Raw genomic sequence first — 18990 nt, forward strand, 5'->3', positions numbered from 1 at the left:
TTTATAGCGGGGGTGAATAAATGAATATACAGACTATCATGGTTGTAGGTGCAGGACAAATGGGGAGCGGCATCGTTCAAGTTGCTGCATCTTCGGGCATGAAAGTGCTATTGCATGATATTTCTATGGCGTTTATTGACAAAGGATTAGCTTCAATAAACAAACAACTATCTAGAGGTGTTGAGAAGGGAGGTCTAACAGAAGTAAGGAAGGCTGAAATTCTAAGTCGAATACAACCTGCTGAGCAATTGGAACAAGCGGAACAGGTAGATCTTGTGATAGAAGCTATTTCCGAGAATATGGTGTTGAAAACTTCACTATTCCAAAGGCTGGATACCATTTGCCCGCCTATGGCAATCTTGGCATCGAATACGTCATCACTTCCCATTACCGAAATTGCCGCGGTCACGGGGCGTCCAGCTCAGGTGATTGGCATGCATTTCATGAACCCAGTACCGGTTATGCCTTTAGTTGAAGTCATCCGTGGTTTGGAAACCTCGCAGGAAGTGTTCGAAGCTATATATAAATTGAGTGAAAGGATGGGGAAGACCCCTGTAGAAGTGAAAGACTTCCCTGGATTTGTGTCCAATCGTATCTTAATGCCGATGATTAACGAAGCTATTTTTACCGTTTATGAAGGTGTAGCATCTGTTGAATCGGTCGATACCGTGATGAAGCTCGGCATGAAGCATCCCATGGGACCACTAGAGTTGGCGGATTTCATCGGGTTGGATACATGCTTATCCATCATGGAAATTCTTTATGAAGGCTTTAAAGATTCGAAATATCGCCCGTGTCCACTTCTTAGGAAGTATGTAAAAGCTGGGCGTTTGGGGCGCAAATCTGGTCAGGGGTTTTATTCGTATCATGATTGAAAAAAAGGAACCAATGGACAGTCACTTCACATGGGGCTGTCCATTTTGATTTTACTATAAGAATTATTTAGAAAGGGGGAGTTCGTGCAGGGATATTTTGGGATTTATTGAATTAATCCAAAGGAAGATTATGATAAAAAATTGATCAACGACTGAAAGGAATAACCAATGACGATTATTGGAATTATTACCGCCATTATATTTGCAATACTGATTTCTATTTTTCTAGGGCCATATGGGGGAATCGTTTTATTAGCTGTTATTTTTGGGCTTGTTTTAAGTACACATCAAAGAAACAAAAAAATGTATGAAGATATTCAAAGAATTAAAGAACGATGAGGCATCGTGGATCGTAACGATTTTCATATGACGAATGAGGAAATTGAAGATGAACTTGAAGGCTATTCAAACAAAGTAAATGAGAAAAATAAAGATATGGACACTGATAAATGAGGAAGAATTGATGAGACTAAAGAAGTTCATATATCGAGTTCAACGTGACTTAGATTATTATCTGAAAGAGCATCAGAATAAGACCAATCGAATACTGCACTATTTTGCTTTTATGTCTGCTTTTATGGCTTGGCTATTTTTGTTTTATAGTCTAAAAGCAACGCTGATACTAGCCATGTTACATTACCTTTTATCGTGGATAGGACATTTCTATTTTGAAGGGAATAAACCAGCATCGTTTCGTTACCCACTTATAGGTTTCTATTCTGGGTTTACATGGTTTTTTATAAAGACGATTGAGATTGTAACTGGAAAAGAAATTTTGAACAAATGGTTACATGAGAAACGTGAGGTTTGAAAATAGTTGAAATAAAATGTTAACACGTAGTGCCTAGGAGGAGGATTTATTGCATTTTTTTGTTGAGCATATCTTGATCTATTTAATTTTTGCATTTGTGATCTATTTGTGTGTCATACCATTTGCAAAACTAAAAAGTAGCTATAACTTTGTATTTACTCGAGTGATTCCTACAGTGTTTATTATAGTCATTTTAGTTCAGTTGGTTAAATTTGTTATTTACTTTAATCTAGATCATTTCATAAATAGTCTTAGGGTTAAAAGTACACAAATAGAAACTTATTATCCGGTGATTTTTCTATTAATTATCTTGTTTTGGAATTTTTTTAGAAACCGAAGAAGTTGAATCAAGTCTGATGAACTAATCTCTAAAAAACGGAAGTAAGGTGTGTATACCATGTCAATAGAAATTAGAGAAGCAAAAATAGAAGAAGTAGACATTGTATTTCGTACTATGCAAGAGTCGTTTATGGAATATAGTGGGAAACTGAATCCACCTTCTGGAGCGCTTTCTGAAACGACTCAAAATGTAATAAATATAATTAAAGAAGGTGGGGGAGCCGTATTAGCATGGGATGGAATTAGGGCTGTAGGCTCTGCTAGATATAGATTTATTGAACATTATATTTATATTGGGAGAGTTTCAGTTATACAGGAATATCGCGGAAGAGGTATATGTAAATCATTATTAAAATTCATAGAAAATAAAGCATTGTCAATGGGAATTAAAGAATCAAGAGTTGGGGTGCGGTTGTCAATTCCAGAGAACATAGATATGTATAAAAGACTCAAATACGAAGTAATTGAACATAAGTTTTATCCTGACCGGACAGATAGCTGGTATGTAATGAGTAAGAAATTATAAGTTAAGATGATTAAAATCTTGAACAAATACAATAAGAAAGTAGTGAACACAATGACTGTTATTGCATGTACAAAGAAGTTATTTGATTTAAGCAATTTTCCAGTTTCACCAATTCCGGAAGTGGGATATAGACCACTGAATAGTTGGCATGCTCATTTGTTTAAGGTGGGCAGAAAGAACTGTGTAATGATAATGAACGATTTAACAAGATACCAAGTAGTTCTTTATGGGTTAAGGAAAGAACATGTTAAAGACTTTGATAATTTGTTTTTGAAAAATTTAGAGATAGTCTTAAGAGCAGATCAATTCACAGATCAAGAGGTTAATTTGTTTTTATCGAACATGGACAAGTTTATTTACACGAAAACTCACAATAGAAGCATCGTGGGATCTTTAAATGAGCAAATTTTCATGACACAACATTGGATTGAAAAATATCTTCCTACTGACGAGTTGAATATTGTTGGTCTTAATGTAATGCTGAATGATTCTGTTATTTTAAAGCTAGCGGAAGGATACCCTAGGCTCGCTCTAAAGAATGCTTTGCTAAATATGTAAACTGTACTAATCCAATCGTATAATCTGCGAATAAATCTCTGGAATCGTCACACCCGGTGAGGCCAGGATGATATCCGTATGAATATGTTTCTTTTTGAATAACAGTTGCAGTTTTTCCAGAGATATTTGTTCGAAGTGGTACAGTTCCTGATTATTCAAGTAAACATAAAGGTCGAAATGTTCTTGTAAAAAAGATAAAAATGCATGGGCATCCGTATCACTTTTGGCTAAATATTTACTGTCAAATTCAATAAATCCAAGCATATAGGGACAATCTTTAATGGATTGCAGCATCCCTTGAATAACCTTTTCTTCATGACCTTCCACATCGATTTTAAATAATAGCTTTTCTTTATTCAACGGATACCGGCTAAGTAAAGAGTCAAGTGTAATGCTAGGAATATCGTGTTGTTGGTAATGCTTCGAAACGTTGGGCTTGCCAAGAGCTGCGGTTGAAAGGCCAGACCAGTATTTATTAATGAAGAAAGATTGCTTATCGCTATCTTCGTTAGACGCCATTGCATAAACGGTGTTAATTCTTTTGCGGTTAGGATGTACTTTCTTGGAACGCTCAATATACGGCTGTAAATTAGGATTGGCTTCAATTCCAATTACTTTACTGTTTTTGGGATAGGTCACGGAAAATAGGCATTCGCCATAGTTTACTCCTACGTCTACGATCAAAGTTGGTCGGAAAGAGGCAACCGCCGTTTTCCAAAACAAATTCAGCCTTGGTTGTGTCATTCCACCTGTCATATACAAAATTCTTCCACGATTTTCGGTTGGATCGACATACAGAATTCGAGATGAACCAGGAAGCACAATTCGGTCTGTGCGCCATCGTCTTATAATCGTGCGAGATAGCACATAGCGGGCAGTTGATTTCAAAATTTCCCAATAACGTAAAGAAGGCTCATGTTTAATAACGGCTTCGGAAGAATGTTTAAGGGGCATAATTTAGTTCCTTTCTAATTAAAGTTTTTGGATAGGAACGTTTCGTCTTTTATTTTAACAAAGAGTTATTACTTATGAGTTATGTGGATGTAAAGTGAATGTTATTTATGTCAAAAGAAAATGAGGGAAACAACAATGGATAATAGGATCAAAATCATTAGAAATGAAGAGCGAAAATATCATGAAGCTTGTTATGATAACTACAAATTATTTGAAGAGGGATCATGGCTCTCAAAACCAGTAAAAACAGTGATGGATACACTAACTCATTTTAACTCCAAAGAAAATCTCACTGTATTAGATTTAGGTTGTGGAGTGGGCAGAAACAGTATTCCAATTGCTGAATCACTGAAGGAACGCCAGACAGGACAAATTGTTTGTGTGGATATTATTGAATCTGCACTTAAGAAATTAGTAGATTATAGTGAACAGAATGGAGTTCGTGCGTACATAGAACCGAAGCTATCAGACATTGGAGACTATCTCATCGAAGAGAATCATTTTGATTACATCATTGCGGTTTCTGCATTAGAACACGTGGAATCAGTCCCGAAATTTACTCAAGTCTTAGAGAGAATGGCACGAGGAACGAAAGAGAACGGGATTAATTGCGTTATTATGAGCACCAACATACAAGAAATAGATGTAGTATCAGGAATGGAATTAGATCCATTTATGGAACTTAATTTGACAACAAATGAAGCGAAACAGTTATTATCATCGGCGTATCCAGACTGGGAAATAACCTTCACTAATTTAAAGGCATTGCAATTTAATATAGAGAGAAATGGGCGTAAAATTCTGCTTAAGAGTGATTGTTTGACGTATGTCGTTCAAAGAATTAAGGAGAATAAATTATAATAAGCAATTAAGTTTGAACTTCATTTAAAAGATGATTAGGCTGGGGGTAATCCTTCGGTTTTTATTTTTTTTAAAATCACTGAAACATTTATCACGTACTATACGTTTAGAGTTTGTAATAAGATAACCTACTAAAAGGAGAGAATTAACTATGAAAAAGATAGCAGCTTTAACTTTAACGACAGCTTTGGTCAGCAGTTTGACTTTTAGCAGTGCCTTCGCTTTTACGGATGTAGAGGAAGGACAAGCTGCAGCGATCTCTGCTCTACAAGATCGAGGAATCGTGAGTGGTATTGATAAGGATCATTTCGTCCCAAAAGGAAAGATTAGTTATGCACAAACCATTCAAATGATTGTTAAAGGCATGAACTTGAACTTAGATACGATGCGCTTCATTAAACAACCATTAGCTTCTGACATCTTTACCAACATCCCTAATGATGCTTGGTATGCAGATGCCTTTATCATAGCGCACTACAACGGTATGAACATTCCTAAGGATGTAAACCCGAACGCTACAATCACTCGTGAACAATTTGGAGAAATGCTAGTACGTGCTTTAGAAAAGAAGGGCAATTTCCCGCTAGTGAAAATGTTTATTCCGATCAAAGATGAGGCTCAGATCACTCCCGAATATCAAGGCGCTTTACAGCGATTACTGCTTTACAAAATTGCCGAGCTTGACAAGGAAGGTATGTTTAATCCCAAAGCTGAACTTACTCGTGGCCAAGCCGCAGGTTGGATCTATAATGCGATTAAAGTCTTAGACACACATATCCAAAAACCGGCACCTATTGAAGATGTATCCGTAACTGTGGAGAAAGTAACTGACGATGTGAACAAGGTTACCCTATCAAGAGGTCAAAAACCGAATTCTGGTTACAGTATTGCCATTCAAAATGTTCAATTTGACCAAAACGGTCAAGCGGTGATTTCGTATACCCTGCAAGATCCAAAACCGGACACGATGTATGCTGATGTGATGACGGAGGCGAAAGCAGTAACTTACGTTTCCTCAGCTTATAAAGCAGTAGCAGAACCAGCAGCTGCAAACTAAATTAAGTTTACTTGAGAGTGCCGCTCACCTATATGGTGGGTGGCATTTTTTGGGTTACCCCCCTAGAATGGCTGCTTTATGCGAACAAGTATGAAGATGCAGTTAAGTCAAAATCAACTAATATACACGCTACTATGGGCATTGTCTATTAAACAGCGAGAAGGAGCGAGTCATGTTAAAGAGATTAGAAGAACTGTTTGGTGTGGATTTGGGCACCTGTAATACACTTATTTATCAACAAAAAAAAGGGATTGTTCTGCAAGAGCCGTCTGTCGTCGCCATTCAAACGGATACGGGGGAAATTAAAGCTTTTGGTCAAGAAGCCTATAATATGATTGGAAGAACTCCAGCTAATGTGGAGGTTATCTATCCATTAAAAGATGGGGTAATAGCCAACTTCGATATGACCTTAGCGATGCTGAAATATTTTATAGGCAAAATAAAAAGAGGTTATCAATGGTTTCGCAGCTTCCAAGTGCTGATCTCCGTGCCTTGTGGAATAACGAATGTGCAGAAGCGTGCCGTCGAAGAGATGATTGTACATAAAGGAGCAAGGAGATCTATGACTATTGAGGAGCCGCTGGCTGCGGCAATGGGCGCCGGGCTTCCAGTTGCAGAGCCAATTGGTAGTATGGTCCTTGATATCGGCGGAGGGACAAGCCAAGTAGCCATCATTTCTCTTGGTGGAATTGTAGTAAGTGAGTCGGTTCGCCGTGGAGGCATGTCGATTGATCAGGATATCATTGAATATGTGAAGAAAACTTATAATATGGCCATTGGAGAACGTACTGCGGAGGAAATCAAGAAGAACGTCGCCGCTGTTGTGATGCCTGTAAAAGAAGTGAAGATGGATATAAGAGGCCGTGACCTCATGGAAGGTTTGCCTAGAACGATATCGATTTCATCGCAGGAAATTTACGAGATTATGGATGATTTTGTGAAATCGATTCTAGAATGCATTCGACTCGCGATGGAGAAATGCCCGCCTGAACTTGCTGGTGATGTGATGGAGCAGGGCATTCTGTTATGTGGGGGCGGCGCATTGCTGGAAGGATTGGATAAGCGGCTTCAGCAAGACATAGGCGTTCCGGTTCATCTAGCTGAGCACCCGATGGAATGTATTGCTCAAGGTACAGGAAAAATGCTAAACTTCAATGGGGCGATTATTATAGACCGGTCTGAAAAGATTGTGACAGAAGATCGAGAAAGCGTCCTGTAAAGGAGGCTTTTCTATTGAAGTTTAGAGCTGTATCTGATCAGACGAAAATGAATGTTATGCTTTGGAGTATTAAAAAGGAAATCATGAAAGAGAATAAGTATTTAGCATCCCTACCTTATGACCCTACGCCAATTATGGAGGTCGTGAAACTCCACATCGATAGATGGGACCCCGTAAAGCTTCTAGCGATGGATTGTCCGGATGATGAGTATGATGGTGAAGCGCGAACGATAACCATTTATATCACTAAACATCTAGATGATCTGGATGCTCTATCCTTTGGCAAGGCGATTAATAAGGTATTGGGTGATTCCTTTCGTGATGAATTTCAAGCAGACGAAAAGTCAATTGAAATTGCTTCAAGTATCATTCATTCACTAAGATCAGGCGTATAGAGATGGGGTGTTGTTGTGAGCGAAATGCTAAACAAATACTGTGCCAAAATATTCGGTAAAACAGGTGTTATTATCGAGATTGGTGTCGTTAAAAAAGTTGCGAGTAGGACGGTTCACGTCGATTGGGGAACCAAAACGTGGATCTATCAGAATAAAGATTTCATTTGGGCACCGCTATCTAAAGAAGAGTTTGAAGAGAAATATAAGAAACCTAAATTTTCTGAAGGGGCGCTTGCCCGAGCTTTGGAATTAGGTTTAAAGATTACTTATAATTAATACCTCAAAGAAGCCGTTCCTTGGTCATCAAGGATCGGTTTTTTTATTTGTTCATCTCAAAAATAATTTCATTTACATGGGAACAAATATTCGGTATTATGGATATGGGTATAAATACCAATTGTGGAGGTTGAATCATTTGGGGCGTGTTGTATTATTTGAAATGAATAGTCAAGATCCGGAACGTGCTGCAAGTTTTTATTCGTCTGTTTTTGGCTGGAAGATTGCAGAACCTAACTGGGGATACCACTCAGTGACAACAGGAAATGATGATAAATCTGGCATTAATGGCGGTATTTCAAAGGGACCAAGTGATTTTCCACACGGAATAAGAATTCAAATCGAAGTTGACAACATAGATGAGGCACTTACGAAATCCGTTGAGTCCGGAGCACAAGTTGTTAGAGGAAAGATGGAATTTGATGATTTTTATCTTGCTTATTTAGTGGATCCAGTAGGGAATGGGATCGGTTTAATACAGAATAAATAATCCATAGGAGAGGGACGATTACTTTGGAAAACAAAACGATGATTAAATATCACTGTGAGACTCTTCGAAGAGAGTATCAATTAGTTGGTCAGAGTCTTACAGCCAATTTTCCAAAAGGTTTCCCAGATGCTGCTCTACAAATACAAAGCCAATTTGCTGAGAGAAGACATGAGATCACAAATGCGAAGGATCAGGAAGTCGTATTTTCGCCATATATGTGCAATGGGATATTTGCTACCTATTTTGCTTGTCTTGAAGTGGATGATTTAACTGTAATACCCGAAGGGATGATTGGTTTTAAGCTCCCTGCCGTCAATTATGCCAAAATAAATTGTACAACCAAAACAATAGGTGAAGCGTACTCGAGAATATTTGAGTGGATGAAAGAAAATGGATATCAACAGAAGTTTTTGGATCAATCTTGTCCGATCGAAATATTTTACTATGAGGAAAACGTAGAGGAAGAAAACGTTGAAATATTAATACCTATAAAAGATTAATTAAATCAAGAGGCGTGTTCTTTAGAAAAGATCACGTCTCTTGATATTTTCTTTTTTATATTTCCAGAGGAGAATGGAACATGGAAGATCAGTGGAGAATTGCGGAGTACAATTCAGAATGGAAAGACCTATTTCATGATATTGGATTAAGGTTAAGGGGCTCTTTAGGAAACGTGGCAGTTCGTATTGATCATGTTGGATCCACATCAATTGTTGGTTTGGATGCTAAACCGATCATTGATATTCAAATTTCTGTAGTTAAATTTGATGATGATTCTAGTTATAAATCTAAAATCGAAGAAACTGGCTTTATTTTAAGGAAAGAGAATCCTGATAAAACCAAAAAGTATTTTCGAGAATTGCCAGGAAACAGAAGAACGCATATACAAGTTAGGCACGCTGGGAGTTTTTCAGAACAAAAAACGTTACTTTTCAGAGATTACTTGCGAGAACACTCACAAGATTGTTTGAGATACGCGTTGGAAAAACATAGATTAATGAATTTATTTAGAAATGATCGAACAAAGTATGTTGAAGGCAAAGGGCCAGTCGTTTGGGAGATATTACAGCGAGCTCATAGTTGGTCTCAACAAGTTGGATGGAAACCAGGCCAATCAGATATGTGAGTTAAGGATTATTTGGTGTTATAGGCCTTCTATAGTTGATACCCATATTATGTTTAAATCTGTCACATTTAATCCGATGGGTAGAGTGATCAACTTGAGGTTTGATAATTAGTTTGCAGAGGGAGTGTTTTTCGATAATGTAACACAAAATAGGATCAGGCAAGCTAATGCGATGATTAGGAGAATGCGTTTTGGATGTGATTAAAACAAATTTGTTACGTGAACCGGCAAAACGAAAGTTGCTTTTCAGCACAGGTATTAGCTGGTTGTTCGACGCTATGGATGTAGGGATAATCTCGTTTATTGTTGCTGCGTTAGCAGTCGAGTGGAAATTAGGTGCACAGCAAATTGGGCTGTTGGCAGCTATTAATTCGATCGGAATGGCTGTAGGGGCTTTATTAGCGGGCTCGCTTGCTGATCGTTACGGACGAAGAATGGTATTACTTGGAACGCTAATTATTTTCTCGGTTGCTAGCGGACTCTCTGCCCTTGCCACTAGCTTTGTTATCCTATGTGTCCTGCGTTTCGTTACTGGAATAGGACTCGGTGGAGAACTTCCTGTCGCGTCAACTCTTGTTTCTGAGTCGTTTCCCACTAATGAAAGGGGACGTGCTGTCGTTCTGCTAGAAAGCTTCTGGGCTTGCGGGTGGATCGTCGCGGCGCTTATTGCTTACTTCGTGATTCCTACATATGGCTGGCGTGCGGCCTTTGTCATCGGTGCGCTGCCGGGCTTATATGCTTTATACCTCCGAAGATCGATTCAAGATTCACCACGATTTACCGAGCTGCGTAGCCGAAAATTGTCGTTCAGCGAACGTATAGCTTCCGTATGGTCATCTAAATATCGAAGATCTACCGTAACACTTTGGATTTTGTGGTTCACGGTGGTATTTTCCTATTACGGAATGTTTCTATGGCTTCCAACCGTCATGGTTCTTAAGGGTTTTGGTCTCGTAAAAAGCTTTCAATATGTATTAATCATGACGTTGGCACAGCTTCCAGGTTATTTTACCGCTGCTTTTTTCATTGAGAAATTCGGCCGTAAGTTTGTGCTCGTCACTTATTTACTGCTGACTGCAGCAAGCGCATTATGGTTCAGTAATGCTGAAACGGAAGGGATGTTGATAGCAGCCGGTGTTAGCTTATCTTTTTTTAATCTTGGTGCATGGGGAGCAATGTATGCTTACACGCCTGAGTTGTACCCGACTGAAGTACGCTCTACAGGTGTTGGGCTTGCCGCATCCATCGGACGTATTGGCGGTATCATTGGTCCGTACCTTGTAGGTTTGCTGGTGGCGAGTAATAGAGCAATCACCTCCATTTTTATGGTATTCTTCGTAGCGATTGTCATCGGAGCACTCGTTTTATTGTTTTTTGGCAAAGAAACCAAAAATACGGACCCCGATTATGCACCTGATCCTACCTAATGGCTATTCCTAGATGACGGAGATACAACAAAAAACCACGCAACTGTGCGTGGCTTCTCTTTATTTTTCTCTAATTAGTTACAAATTACGTTGTCTCACGTTCAATGATTTCATCTAGTTCTGAACTGTGCTCGTTAGCTGCTGCAATGATTTCTTGATCTACCTTATTTTTTCCTTGCATGAGCTCTGCCGCTTGCGCCTGATTGTTCAACTGTTTCACCTCTTGGCCGATCCCATGTGCTCCTTGATGTCCACTGTTTGTTGTCATTGTTAAGAATGCTCCCTTGCTGTTATTTATAAGGATACAACAAACTGTAATATGCACGAGAATAAGGTTGTTTTATTCATTATAGGAGATAATGAATAAAGAAGTTTTATACAATATTCTCTGGATGGTGAGTATGAACAATGATCTATATTTATAACGATTTCGGGGGAACACATACAACAGCTTTAGCTGCAGCATATCATCTCAAAAAGTTAGACTGTTCCCACGAGCCTACAAAAAATGAGATACTGAATACACACAATTTCAATAAACTAGTTTATAAAGACAGAGGGAAGTTATACTTTCATGGCAAGGATGAGGATGACAATAAAGTATACACAATGGGCAGAGGAAGGTCTAAAATCTTAGTTCCGGGTGTTTTTAATCTTATTGATATGCTAATTGAAGAAGAGGTTCTCGACGAAAAAATCATATTATCCAACACGTCTCCAACTGTGCCTTTTGCAATGACATGTGGTGGTATGCTTTCACGATGGTTAAAAATTGATTTCATAGGTGTGCCCTTATTGGTTACTGGAGCAAAACAAGCGTATCAAGACATCATTAATCTCGTTCAACATACGAAGCAGACCGCGAAAACGTCAACTTCCCAATTAATTATGCTTGATAATAAAGAATTCAAGTAAGTAAACAGGTTTCTAAGATACAAACTTATTGGGAGGCACTCATATGAAGTTTCATCAAAAACCAAATACATTTGTTAGTCATGTACATTTAATCGTTGAACAGCTTGAAAGGTCTTTATCGTTCTACCAAGGCGTATTAGGATTTCAAATTTTGGATCGCACAGAATCCTCAGTTTCACTGACTTTAAACGGAAAGGATGCACTGTTGACCCTAGAGCAGCCAGCAGATGTCTTAGCGAAAGAACCACGTCGTTCCGGACTTTATCATTACGCGATACTTTTGTCGGGTAAGAAAGAGTTGGCAAAAGTCGTTCAGCACTTCATTGATATCAAATACCCGTTACAAGGCATATCCGATCATCTTGTAAGTGAAGCGATGTACTTGGCGGACCCAGACGGTAATGGGTTGGAAATTTATGTAGACCGTCCTTCTGAAAGCTGGGAATGGATTGGGGAGCAAGTCAGCATGGCAACCGAACAGGTTGATTTACGCAGTCTTTTGTCTGAAGCGAATGGAGAGAAGTTCACGGGTTTGCCGTCTGATACCATTATGGGGCATATTCATCTACATGTATCAGACCTCGAGAAAGCAGCCGAATTTTATCTCAATGGACTTGGGTTTAAGGTTGTTTATCAAATAAGCAATCAAGCGCTCTTTATTTCGAGTGGAGGATACCACCATCATATTGGATTAAACATCTGGAACGGTAAAGGCATACAAGCGCCATCTCGTAACAGCGTTGGTCTGAAATATTATACGATCGTATTTGCTGATGAAATAACTAGGGATGGTGCAATAAAGAATCTAGATTTGTTGGGCTATCCTGTAAGTGAATATACAGCAGTCGACCCATCAGGAAATCATATTCTGTTAACTGTTTCCATGGATTAGATGCAATTTGGAAACATCTCTTTGCCGAAAGGTCTGTCGATGGTCCTGAAGAAAGAAAGTGGGTCAAATTTCGAGAAGGGCAAACGCCCGACTATGATTTGTTGGCCAAACTTCTCATCCAGGCATCCAGTTCACTTAAAGAGGACAAGTTAATAAGTAAACGGGCCTCGCGCCTTTAAGAACCCTCGCAGCCAACGCGATGGTTTTTTGCGTTTTGCAAGCTATATGGGATTGTTTTCCTGACATTTTGACATACTATGCGATATGGCATTGTGAAACGAGGGATTGTTTAACATGCAGAACATGAAAAACGACATACCTGCGGATATTATCGAGTTGGAACAATTGCTCGAAGAGGCTCTTAATGGAAATCCCAATTTAATTGCCAAATATGTCGTGCTTGGACAGCAAACAGCCGCCATCTATTACATAGAAACTCTAGTTGACCAGAATTTGCTTCAAAGGGATATTATTCAACCTTTATTGACTTTTGTCGATGTGCCTTCAATCAATGAAACAGAACGATTTCCCGTTGCAGGAATTGTTGAGGTTAAAGTTATTCAGTCTGTTGCGGAAATGTTATTGCTCGGATGGGTGTATCTTCACAGCGATGATAGCCGCTTCAATTTTCTGTTGAATGTTTACAAGCCGCCTAATCGTAGCTTTTCGAAAGCTGAGATTGAAAGTCAAGTATTTGGCCCACAGATTGCATTCAACGAAATTTTAAGGTCCAATATAGCCTTGCTTCAGATGTACCTGCCGAGTCCAAACTTATGTCAGGAGAACTTGGAAGTTGGAGTGGAAATCAAGACACAAGTGGCGATGTTTTATATCAAAAATCTTACAGATAATGAGCTCGTTAAACGAGTGCGCGATAGGATCAATAGTCTTGAGATAGATGGTGTGGTATCTAGTGCACAACTAGTACAGTTAATAGAGGATAATAAATTTACGATCTTCCCACAGTTTGTAATGACCGAACGTATAGATCGTACATCGTATTCCCTATCAGAGGGGAAAATTGTACTGTTTGTTTCCGGAAGTCCGTTTGCCATTGTATGCCCATCGACGATGATGGATTTCTTCTCTTCCGCGGAAGACCATCAAGTTCGGTGGAATATGGCTACCTTTTTCCGGCTTTTGCGGGTTGGAGCCATGGTTTTATCTTTATTATTCACCCCCATCTATGTAGCTGCATTAACGTTTCATTATGAAATCATTCCTTCCGCCATGGTCGTGCCGCTGGCTGAATCACGAACACGAGTACCATTTCCCCCCTTAATGGAAGCTTTGTTTCTAGAAATTACGATCGAGCTGCTTCGTGAAGCAGGCGCAAGACTTCCGACCAAGATTGGTCAAACTATCGGAATCGTAGGTGGTATCGTCATCGGACAGGCAGCCGTACAGGCAGGATTTACAAGTAATATTCTCATCATTATCGTAGCGCTAGGAACGTTGGCGTCGTTTATTACACCGATTTATCTAATGGGTATTACGATTCGTATCATCAGGTATCCAATCATTATACTTGCAGGTTTTTATGGAGGAATTGGGATCATGATTGGTATCTGCTTTTTGGTGATTCACCTACTTCGTTTAACTAGTCTGGGTCAGCCTTATTTGTATCCCCTCTATCCATTTCGAAAAGGGGACTTGAAAGACAGCATTTTGAGACTACCTTTCTCTTTTTTGCGCGAACGCTCCATGTTTACCCATGGCGATGACACCTTCAGGTTTGTGGAACAAGAGACTGTGAGTAGCCACGGAGATATTGATGAATAGTGGACAAGGAGGAGTTCAGGTGAAGACTGGTAGTCCTCCAAAGAGATTGATGTTTAGTTCATTTCTCTTATTCTTTGTTATTCTTGCCAATCAGGTAGGTACTGGTTTGTCTGGATTTCAACGAATCATTTTCCAATCGGCGGGGCATGATGCGTGGATATCCGTCTGTATGGCTGGGGCATGGTCTCATCTAACGGTTGGAGTTATGCTGCGAACTCTTAAGCTGAATCCGAATATGGACTTATATGAAGTTCACAGAGACCTTTATGGTCGATATATCGGGGGGATAATCAACACAATTGTTATGCTGTATATGCTAACTGCCGTCATGGTGTTATCCCGCAATTATGTGGAAATGGTCCAGACTTGGATATTCCCTGACCTGCCAACATGGCTGCTTAGCGCTTTCTTGGCTATGTTAATTATTTATGGCGTTCTTGGCGGTATTCGGATTGTTGTTGGGATCGCCTTTATGTCGGTAATTCTGACAATATGGTTGATTGTATTTTTGTACTTTCCGTTACGATATGCAGAATGGACACATCTTACACCGATCATGGAAGCAAGCATTTCCGAGTTAGTTCAAGGTATGTTTAAAATGTCATTGACCATCGTCGGGTTCGAAATTCTGATGTTTGTGTATCCTTTTGTTCGTAACAAAGAACATGCCCCCTTGGCCGCTCATTTGGGACTTTTTACCACCACGATCATCTATGTAGCTGTTATGGTGGTCACGCTTGTTTACTTTAGTCCTGGACAATTATCGAAGACCGTTTGGGCTACATTCAGCCTTTTTAAAATTGTTGTGTTTCCATTTCTAGAACGCTTTGAATATGTGGCTATCTGTGTATGGATGTTGGTAGTCCTCCCTAACTTAATGATGTACATGTGGGCAGCTTCCAAAGGAATTAAACGAATATTTGGTTGGAAGCAAAAATATGCCCTTTACACCTTTGCCCTTATATTGGTTGTTGTATCAATCTTTTTTAAAACACGCATACAGATTAATACTTTAAATGACATCTTTTCGAAAGTGGCTATTTACTTTGTATTTGGTTATCCCTGGGTACTTTATGCTGCTGTTCTGCTCAAAAGACATTTTCAAATGAAAAGAGGAGGGATCTAATGAAGAAATCCCTGCTAGTTCTGTCGGTTATCGTATTATTTATTCCTATCTGGACAGGCTGTGTGCAAAAAAGGATTTTGGAAGAATTAGGACTCATCGTCATTGTTGGTTATGATCCTATAGAAAATGACCGCATCAAGGGAACGGCACTGCTCCATCAAATAGATCCGGAAGCGAAAGAAAAGGTTCAGGTTGTCGTTACAACAGGTAACACAAGCAAAGGGATTCGCAATGCTCAAAACCGTGAAGTATCTAAGCGTGTCGTTAGTGGACAGCTCCGAATTGCCATGTTTAATGAAAAGTTAGCCCGGAGTGGGATCTTATCCCTTACCGATACACTCTCAAGAGACTCTGCCATTTCGGATACGATGTATATAACCGTCAGTAAAGGGAGCACGGAAAATATCATCACGCATCGATTTCCGGAAATAAGCAATATCGGAACCTATCTTTTTAAAATGATCCGTCAAAATATTCAAGGAGAACAAATCTCCTCATGCACGCTTCATGAATTTATTCATGACGTTTATTCTGTAGGAAAAGACCCGGTTCTCCCTATTATTGAGCGTAATGGCGACGAAATAGCATTGAATCATACGGCAATTTTTCAGAATGATAAGATGGTAGGAGAGCTTAGGGTGGACGAGTCTTTTGTTCTAAAACTTATTCGAGATCGTTACAGAGCCGGCGCTTTGGAGTTATCTTTGGATACGGAACCTTTTCGACAAATGAAGTCTGGTATTCAGACAGATAAAATTAATATCGTGATAGAAAATATCGCAAGTTCCAGTAAAATTAAGCTAATAGACCCCTCAATTCCGTCATTTTCTGTCCATATATCTATGAATGCCAGGATTCAAGAGATTTCGAACGAGTTGAAATTAGGAGATCCAAAGGTCGTTCATGCCCTCGAAAACGAGATTGCCAAGCAATTGGTCCGCCGTACGAATCAGCTTATTGCCAAAACTCAAGCGGTTCGGTCAGATCCGATTGGTTTTGGTGAAGTTCTCCAATCAAAGGTGCGACACGCCAATCTGACAGATGAGAAGTGGAGGGAGATGTATCCCAAAGCCAAGGTTCAAGTGGACATCAAGGCAATTATGGTTCGCTCAGGAGTGATTGAGTAGTAGTTTTAAGCCTCAACCCGTTCGTGATCGCAAGAAGGAAGCTTAAAACTTGATGAGGATCATGGTTCAGAAGTAAAATGAAAATGTACATATTATGACATGAATTCCTTAGTAGGAGTGTGAAAGATGCTAACTCGAACGAACGAGCTGCAGGTAAGGATCGAGCCTTGGGCAGAGGCTGATCTTGCACTTCTGTATCGCATGAATGCACCAGAGATGCTGGAACACTTGGGTGGTCCGGAGACGGAGGAGCAAATTCTGGCGCGCCACAAACGCTACGTCGAGATAGGCGGCAAGGGGAAAGGCCGTATGTTCAGCATCGTTCTGCTTCCAGAACTAGAAACGGTCGGCAACATCGGGTACTGGGAACGTGTTTGGCAGGAAGAGACCGTGTACGAGATCGGTTGGGGCGTACTACCGACTTTCCAAGGCAGAGGCATTGCAAGTGCAGCAACCGCGGCGGCTGTTGCCAGCGCCAGAGCGGAACAGAAGAACAGGTACATTCACGCATTTCCATCGGTCGATAACCCCGCATCGAATGCCATTTGCCGGAAACTCGACTTCAAGTTCAATGCCGAGTGCAGCTTCGAATACCCGCCGGGGAGCTTCATGAGATGCAACGATTGGAGATTGGACCTAACTGCTTCAACATAGGATGAAGCAACTCTTTATGTAATGAACGTGTATAATTTGAATCAGATCAGCCATAATACTTATGACGGTGAAACAAGAGAGGTGTGGTTCCGTTGTACATTCAACGAGATAAATACCAGGGAAGTTGTTTTTGAATCCGAATAGAAGCGAGGAGATGTGCCGCAAACACTTAGTGTAGTACATGTACTGCAATAATGGATGAGGTATAGACCAAGCCAAGTAAGGATCAAGGCATAAGTACCATCAATCAATTCACCGTCAAGAAGAACTCCGAAAGGAGTTCTTTTTCTTCGTAACTAATAATGAGCCATAACACTAGAAGGGTGAGAATAATTTGACAACTACTGAAAATTCCAATAAACAATTGATTGAGCTAACAACTATTCTTAATAATTGCGTATCGATGGAACTAAGAGTGAGAAAATCCGAAGTAGAAATGGCAGTGAAAAAAATGGAAGAATACGACTTTAAATTTAAGAATTCATGGGCTTCCATGGAATTAGCCGACCATATTGTTATCGAATTTTGGAAGAAAGATCTCATTAAGGATTCAAAGATTAATGAGTAAAATGCAAGGAAGATTGAGTTTAGGGCTGTCTCAAGGTCAATGACCTTTGGGCAGCTCTTTTTTTAATAAATTATTTAAAAATGGATGAACGATTTCTCATACTCAGTCGTACTATAGGTGTTTCTACAAGAAAATCGAAAATATATAAAGCGGAGGTAGTTAAAATGGCTAGAACAATTGAATTTACGAAGGATGCTCTTATACTTCATCTAACGGGATTGACAAGTGCTGCTGCTTTGAAACAACGTGTTGAAATTCCGTATTCGGATATAATGAATGTCTCTATAGATGACTTTAAGTTATCCATGTTTCAAATTAGAGTGGGTACCTCAATAGCTGACATTAGAGAAGGACGTTTTCTGATTGGAGATAGATGGTGTTTCATTTCCTATGAGGATCATAAAGATGTCGTCATACTTGAACTGAATAATCATAAGTTTGGAAAAGTTGTTTTTCAAATTGAGAATCCATTGGAAATCAAAGAACTTATTTTGGAGCGTTTAATGAAAAAAACGATGTAACTGACATGACAAGCTTGACTTTGATGTTAGTTAGAACTATACTGGTTACAACGAGTGGGTGATGATGAATGAAACAGATTAGCAGTCGATTTTCGATAGCTGTTCATATCCTGTCGTTAATTGCGACCATTCCAACGGAGTGTACAGGTGATTTCATTGCTGGCAGCGTGAATACGAATCCTGTCATTATTCGCAAAATTATTGGGATGCTGAAGAAGGCAGGACTCGTTGACGTACGTGCTGGAGTTGGCGGAACATCGCTGAGTAAGGATACGGACCAAATTACATTACTTGATGTATACCGGGCAGTGGAAGTGATTGAGAATGGGGAGTTATTCAATTTCCATAACCATCCCAACCCCAACTGTACGGTAGGAAGAAATATTGAATCTGCGCTCCGTGCAGAAATGCGGGATGCTCAATCCGCGATGGAACAAAGATTGTCTAACGTTTCCTTGCAACAACTCATATCTAATTTTAATTAAAAATAG

General features: G+C 39.6%; 25 protein-coding genes. 23 read left to right on the forward strand and 2 right to left on the reverse strand.

The genetic code is table 11. The features are described from left to right. Positions 1-20: 20 nt before the first annotated feature. The 5 genes from AC58UU_RS23905 (at position 21) to AC58UU_RS23925 (ending at position 3109) form a co-directional block, all read left to right on the forward strand. Positions 21-875 carry a 3-hydroxybutyryl-CoA dehydrogenase gene (locus AC58UU_RS23905; protein WP_497319420.1) on the forward strand — a complete coding sequence of 285 codons (855 nt, stop codon included), beginning with the start codon at positions 21-23 and terminating at the stop codon, positions 873-875. Between the two features lie 168 nt (positions 876-1043). Next, positions 1044-1214 (forward strand): hypothetical protein, encoded by a 171-nt coding sequence (locus AC58UU_RS23910; protein WP_497319421.1) that lies wholly within the window; start codon positions 1044-1046, stop codon positions 1212-1214. 124 nt (positions 1215-1338) lie between these two features. Beyond that, entirely contained in the window at positions 1339-1686 is a 348-nt protein-coding gene (locus AC58UU_RS23915) for an Mpo1-like protein (protein ID WP_497319422.1), read from the forward strand. A gap of 397 nt (positions 1687-2083) precedes the next feature. Beyond that, positions 2084-2551: a GNAT family N-acetyltransferase gene (locus AC58UU_RS23920; protein ID WP_497319423.1), complete on the forward strand. Its 468-nt coding sequence runs from the start codon at positions 2084-2086 to the stop codon at positions 2549-2551. A 51-nt stretch (positions 2552-2602) separates the two neighbouring features. Next, the gene (locus AC58UU_RS23925) at positions 2603-3109 is read left to right on the forward strand and encodes a DUF6933 domain-containing protein (protein WP_497319424.1); all 507 of its coding nucleotides are present in this window, start codon (positions 2603-2605) and stop codon (positions 3107-3109) included. A 6-nt stretch (positions 3110-3115) separates the two neighbouring features. Here the strand turns inward: AC58UU_RS23925 and AC58UU_RS23930 are convergent, their stop codons facing one another. Continuing rightward, on the reverse strand, positions 3116-4063 hold the full coding sequence (locus AC58UU_RS23930) for an FkbM family methyltransferase (protein ID WP_497319425.1): 948 nt from the start codon (positions 4061-4063) through the stop codon (positions 3116-3118). A 135-nt stretch (positions 4064-4198) separates the two neighbouring features. Between AC58UU_RS23930 and AC58UU_RS23935 the strand changes: the two genes are divergently transcribed. The 9 genes from AC58UU_RS23935 to AC58UU_RS23975 all read left to right on the forward strand — a co-directional run bounded on the left by AC58UU_RS23935 (position 4199) and on the right by AC58UU_RS23975 (position 10914). Beyond that, positions 4199-4924 carry a class I SAM-dependent methyltransferase gene (locus AC58UU_RS23935; protein ID WP_497319427.1) on the forward strand — a complete coding sequence of 242 codons (726 nt, stop codon included), beginning with the start codon at positions 4199-4201 and terminating at the stop codon, positions 4922-4924. A gap of 151 nt (positions 4925-5075) precedes the next feature. Beyond that, complete coding sequence (locus AC58UU_RS23940; protein WP_497319429.1) at positions 5076-5981, forward strand: S-layer homology domain-containing protein; 906 nt, start codon at positions 5076-5078, stop codon at positions 5979-5981. 172 nt (positions 5982-6153) lie between these two features. Beyond that, positions 6154-7200: a rod shape-determining protein gene (locus AC58UU_RS23945; protein WP_497319430.1), complete on the forward strand. Its 1047-nt coding sequence runs from the start codon at positions 6154-6156 to the stop codon at positions 7198-7200. 14 nt (positions 7201-7214) lie between these two features. Further along, a complete protein-coding gene (locus AC58UU_RS23950; protein WP_497319431.1) occupies positions 7215-7595 on the forward strand; it encodes a hypothetical protein in 381 nt (126 codons plus the stop codon). A 15-nt stretch (positions 7596-7610) separates the two neighbouring features. Next, entirely contained in the window at positions 7611-7871 is a 261-nt protein-coding gene (locus AC58UU_RS23955; RefSeq protein ID WP_171644114.1) for a hypothetical protein, read from the forward strand. Between the two features lie 139 nt (positions 7872-8010). Continuing rightward, a complete protein-coding gene (locus AC58UU_RS23960; RefSeq protein ID WP_497319432.1) occupies positions 8011-8361 on the forward strand; it encodes a VOC family protein in 351 nt (116 codons plus the stop codon). A 23-nt stretch (positions 8362-8384) separates the two neighbouring features. Then, positions 8385-8861, forward strand: a complete 477-nt coding sequence (locus tag AC58UU_RS23965) for a GyrI-like domain-containing protein (RefSeq protein ID WP_497319433.1) — start codon at positions 8385-8387, stop codon at positions 8859-8861. Positions 8862-8941: 80 nt separating this feature from the next. After that, positions 8942-9487 (forward strand): GrpB family protein, encoded by a 546-nt coding sequence (locus tag AC58UU_RS23970; RefSeq protein WP_497319435.1) that lies wholly within the window; start codon positions 8942-8944, stop codon positions 9485-9487. Positions 9488-9684: 197 nt separating this feature from the next. Next, the gene (locus AC58UU_RS23975) at positions 9685-10914 is read left to right on the forward strand and encodes an MFS transporter (RefSeq protein WP_497319722.1); all 1230 of its coding nucleotides are present in this window, start codon (positions 9685-9687) and stop codon (positions 10912-10914) included. Positions 10915-10999: 85 nt separating this feature from the next. On the opposite strand, the gene AC58UU_RS23980 is transcribed toward AC58UU_RS23975, so the two are convergent. Beyond that, positions 11000-11182: a hypothetical protein gene (locus tag AC58UU_RS23980; RefSeq protein WP_497319437.1), complete on the reverse strand. Its 183-nt coding sequence runs from the start codon at positions 11180-11182 to the stop codon at positions 11000-11002. 140 nt (positions 11183-11322) lie between these two features. Between AC58UU_RS23980 and AC58UU_RS23985 the strand changes: the two genes are divergently transcribed. The 9 genes from AC58UU_RS23985 (at position 11323) to AC58UU_RS24025 (ending at position 18984) form a co-directional block, all read left to right on the forward strand. Beyond that, positions 11323-11829, forward strand: a complete 507-nt coding sequence (locus AC58UU_RS23985) for a DUF3189 family protein (protein WP_497319439.1) — start codon at positions 11323-11325, stop codon at positions 11827-11829. A 43-nt stretch (positions 11830-11872) separates the two neighbouring features. Further along, positions 11873-12721 carry a VOC family protein gene (locus AC58UU_RS23990; protein ID WP_497319440.1) on the forward strand — a complete coding sequence of 283 codons (849 nt, stop codon included), beginning with the start codon at positions 11873-11875 and terminating at the stop codon, positions 12719-12721. Between the two features lie 294 nt (positions 12722-13015). Further along, complete coding sequence (locus tag AC58UU_RS23995; RefSeq protein ID WP_497319442.1) at positions 13016-14503, forward strand: spore germination protein; 1488 nt, start codon at positions 13016-13018, stop codon at positions 14501-14503. A 19-nt stretch (positions 14504-14522) separates the two neighbouring features. Continuing rightward, positions 14523-15629, forward strand: a complete 1107-nt coding sequence (locus AC58UU_RS24000; RefSeq protein WP_497319444.1) for a GerAB/ArcD/ProY family transporter — start codon at positions 14523-14525, stop codon at positions 15627-15629. Next, on the forward strand, positions 15629-16756 hold the full coding sequence (locus tag AC58UU_RS24005) for a Ger(x)C family spore germination protein (protein ID WP_497319445.1): 1128 nt from the start codon (positions 15629-15631) through the stop codon (positions 16754-16756). Before AC58UU_RS24000 ends, AC58UU_RS24005 begins: the two co-directional genes overlap by 1 nt. A gap of 126 nt (positions 16757-16882) precedes the next feature. Next, positions 16883-17410, forward strand: a complete 528-nt coding sequence (locus AC58UU_RS24010) for a GNAT family N-acetyltransferase (RefSeq protein ID WP_497319447.1) — start codon at positions 16883-16885, stop codon at positions 17408-17410. Between the two features lie 334 nt (positions 17411-17744). Further along, a complete protein-coding gene (locus AC58UU_RS24015; RefSeq protein WP_497319448.1) occupies positions 17745-17978 on the forward strand; it encodes a hypothetical protein in 234 nt (77 codons plus the stop codon). 164 nt (positions 17979-18142) lie between these two features. Beyond that, positions 18143-18499 (forward strand): hypothetical protein, encoded by a 357-nt coding sequence (locus tag AC58UU_RS24020; protein ID WP_497319450.1) that lies wholly within the window; start codon positions 18143-18145, stop codon positions 18497-18499. 68 nt (positions 18500-18567) lie between these two features. Then, the gene (locus AC58UU_RS24025) at positions 18568-18984 is read left to right on the forward strand and encodes an Rrf2 family transcriptional regulator (RefSeq protein ID WP_497319452.1); all 417 of its coding nucleotides are present in this window, start codon (positions 18568-18570) and stop codon (positions 18982-18984) included. Positions 18985-18990 lie beyond the last annotated feature (6 nt).

It is taken from the genome of Paenibacillus sp. JT22N1, from assembly GCF_059692155.1.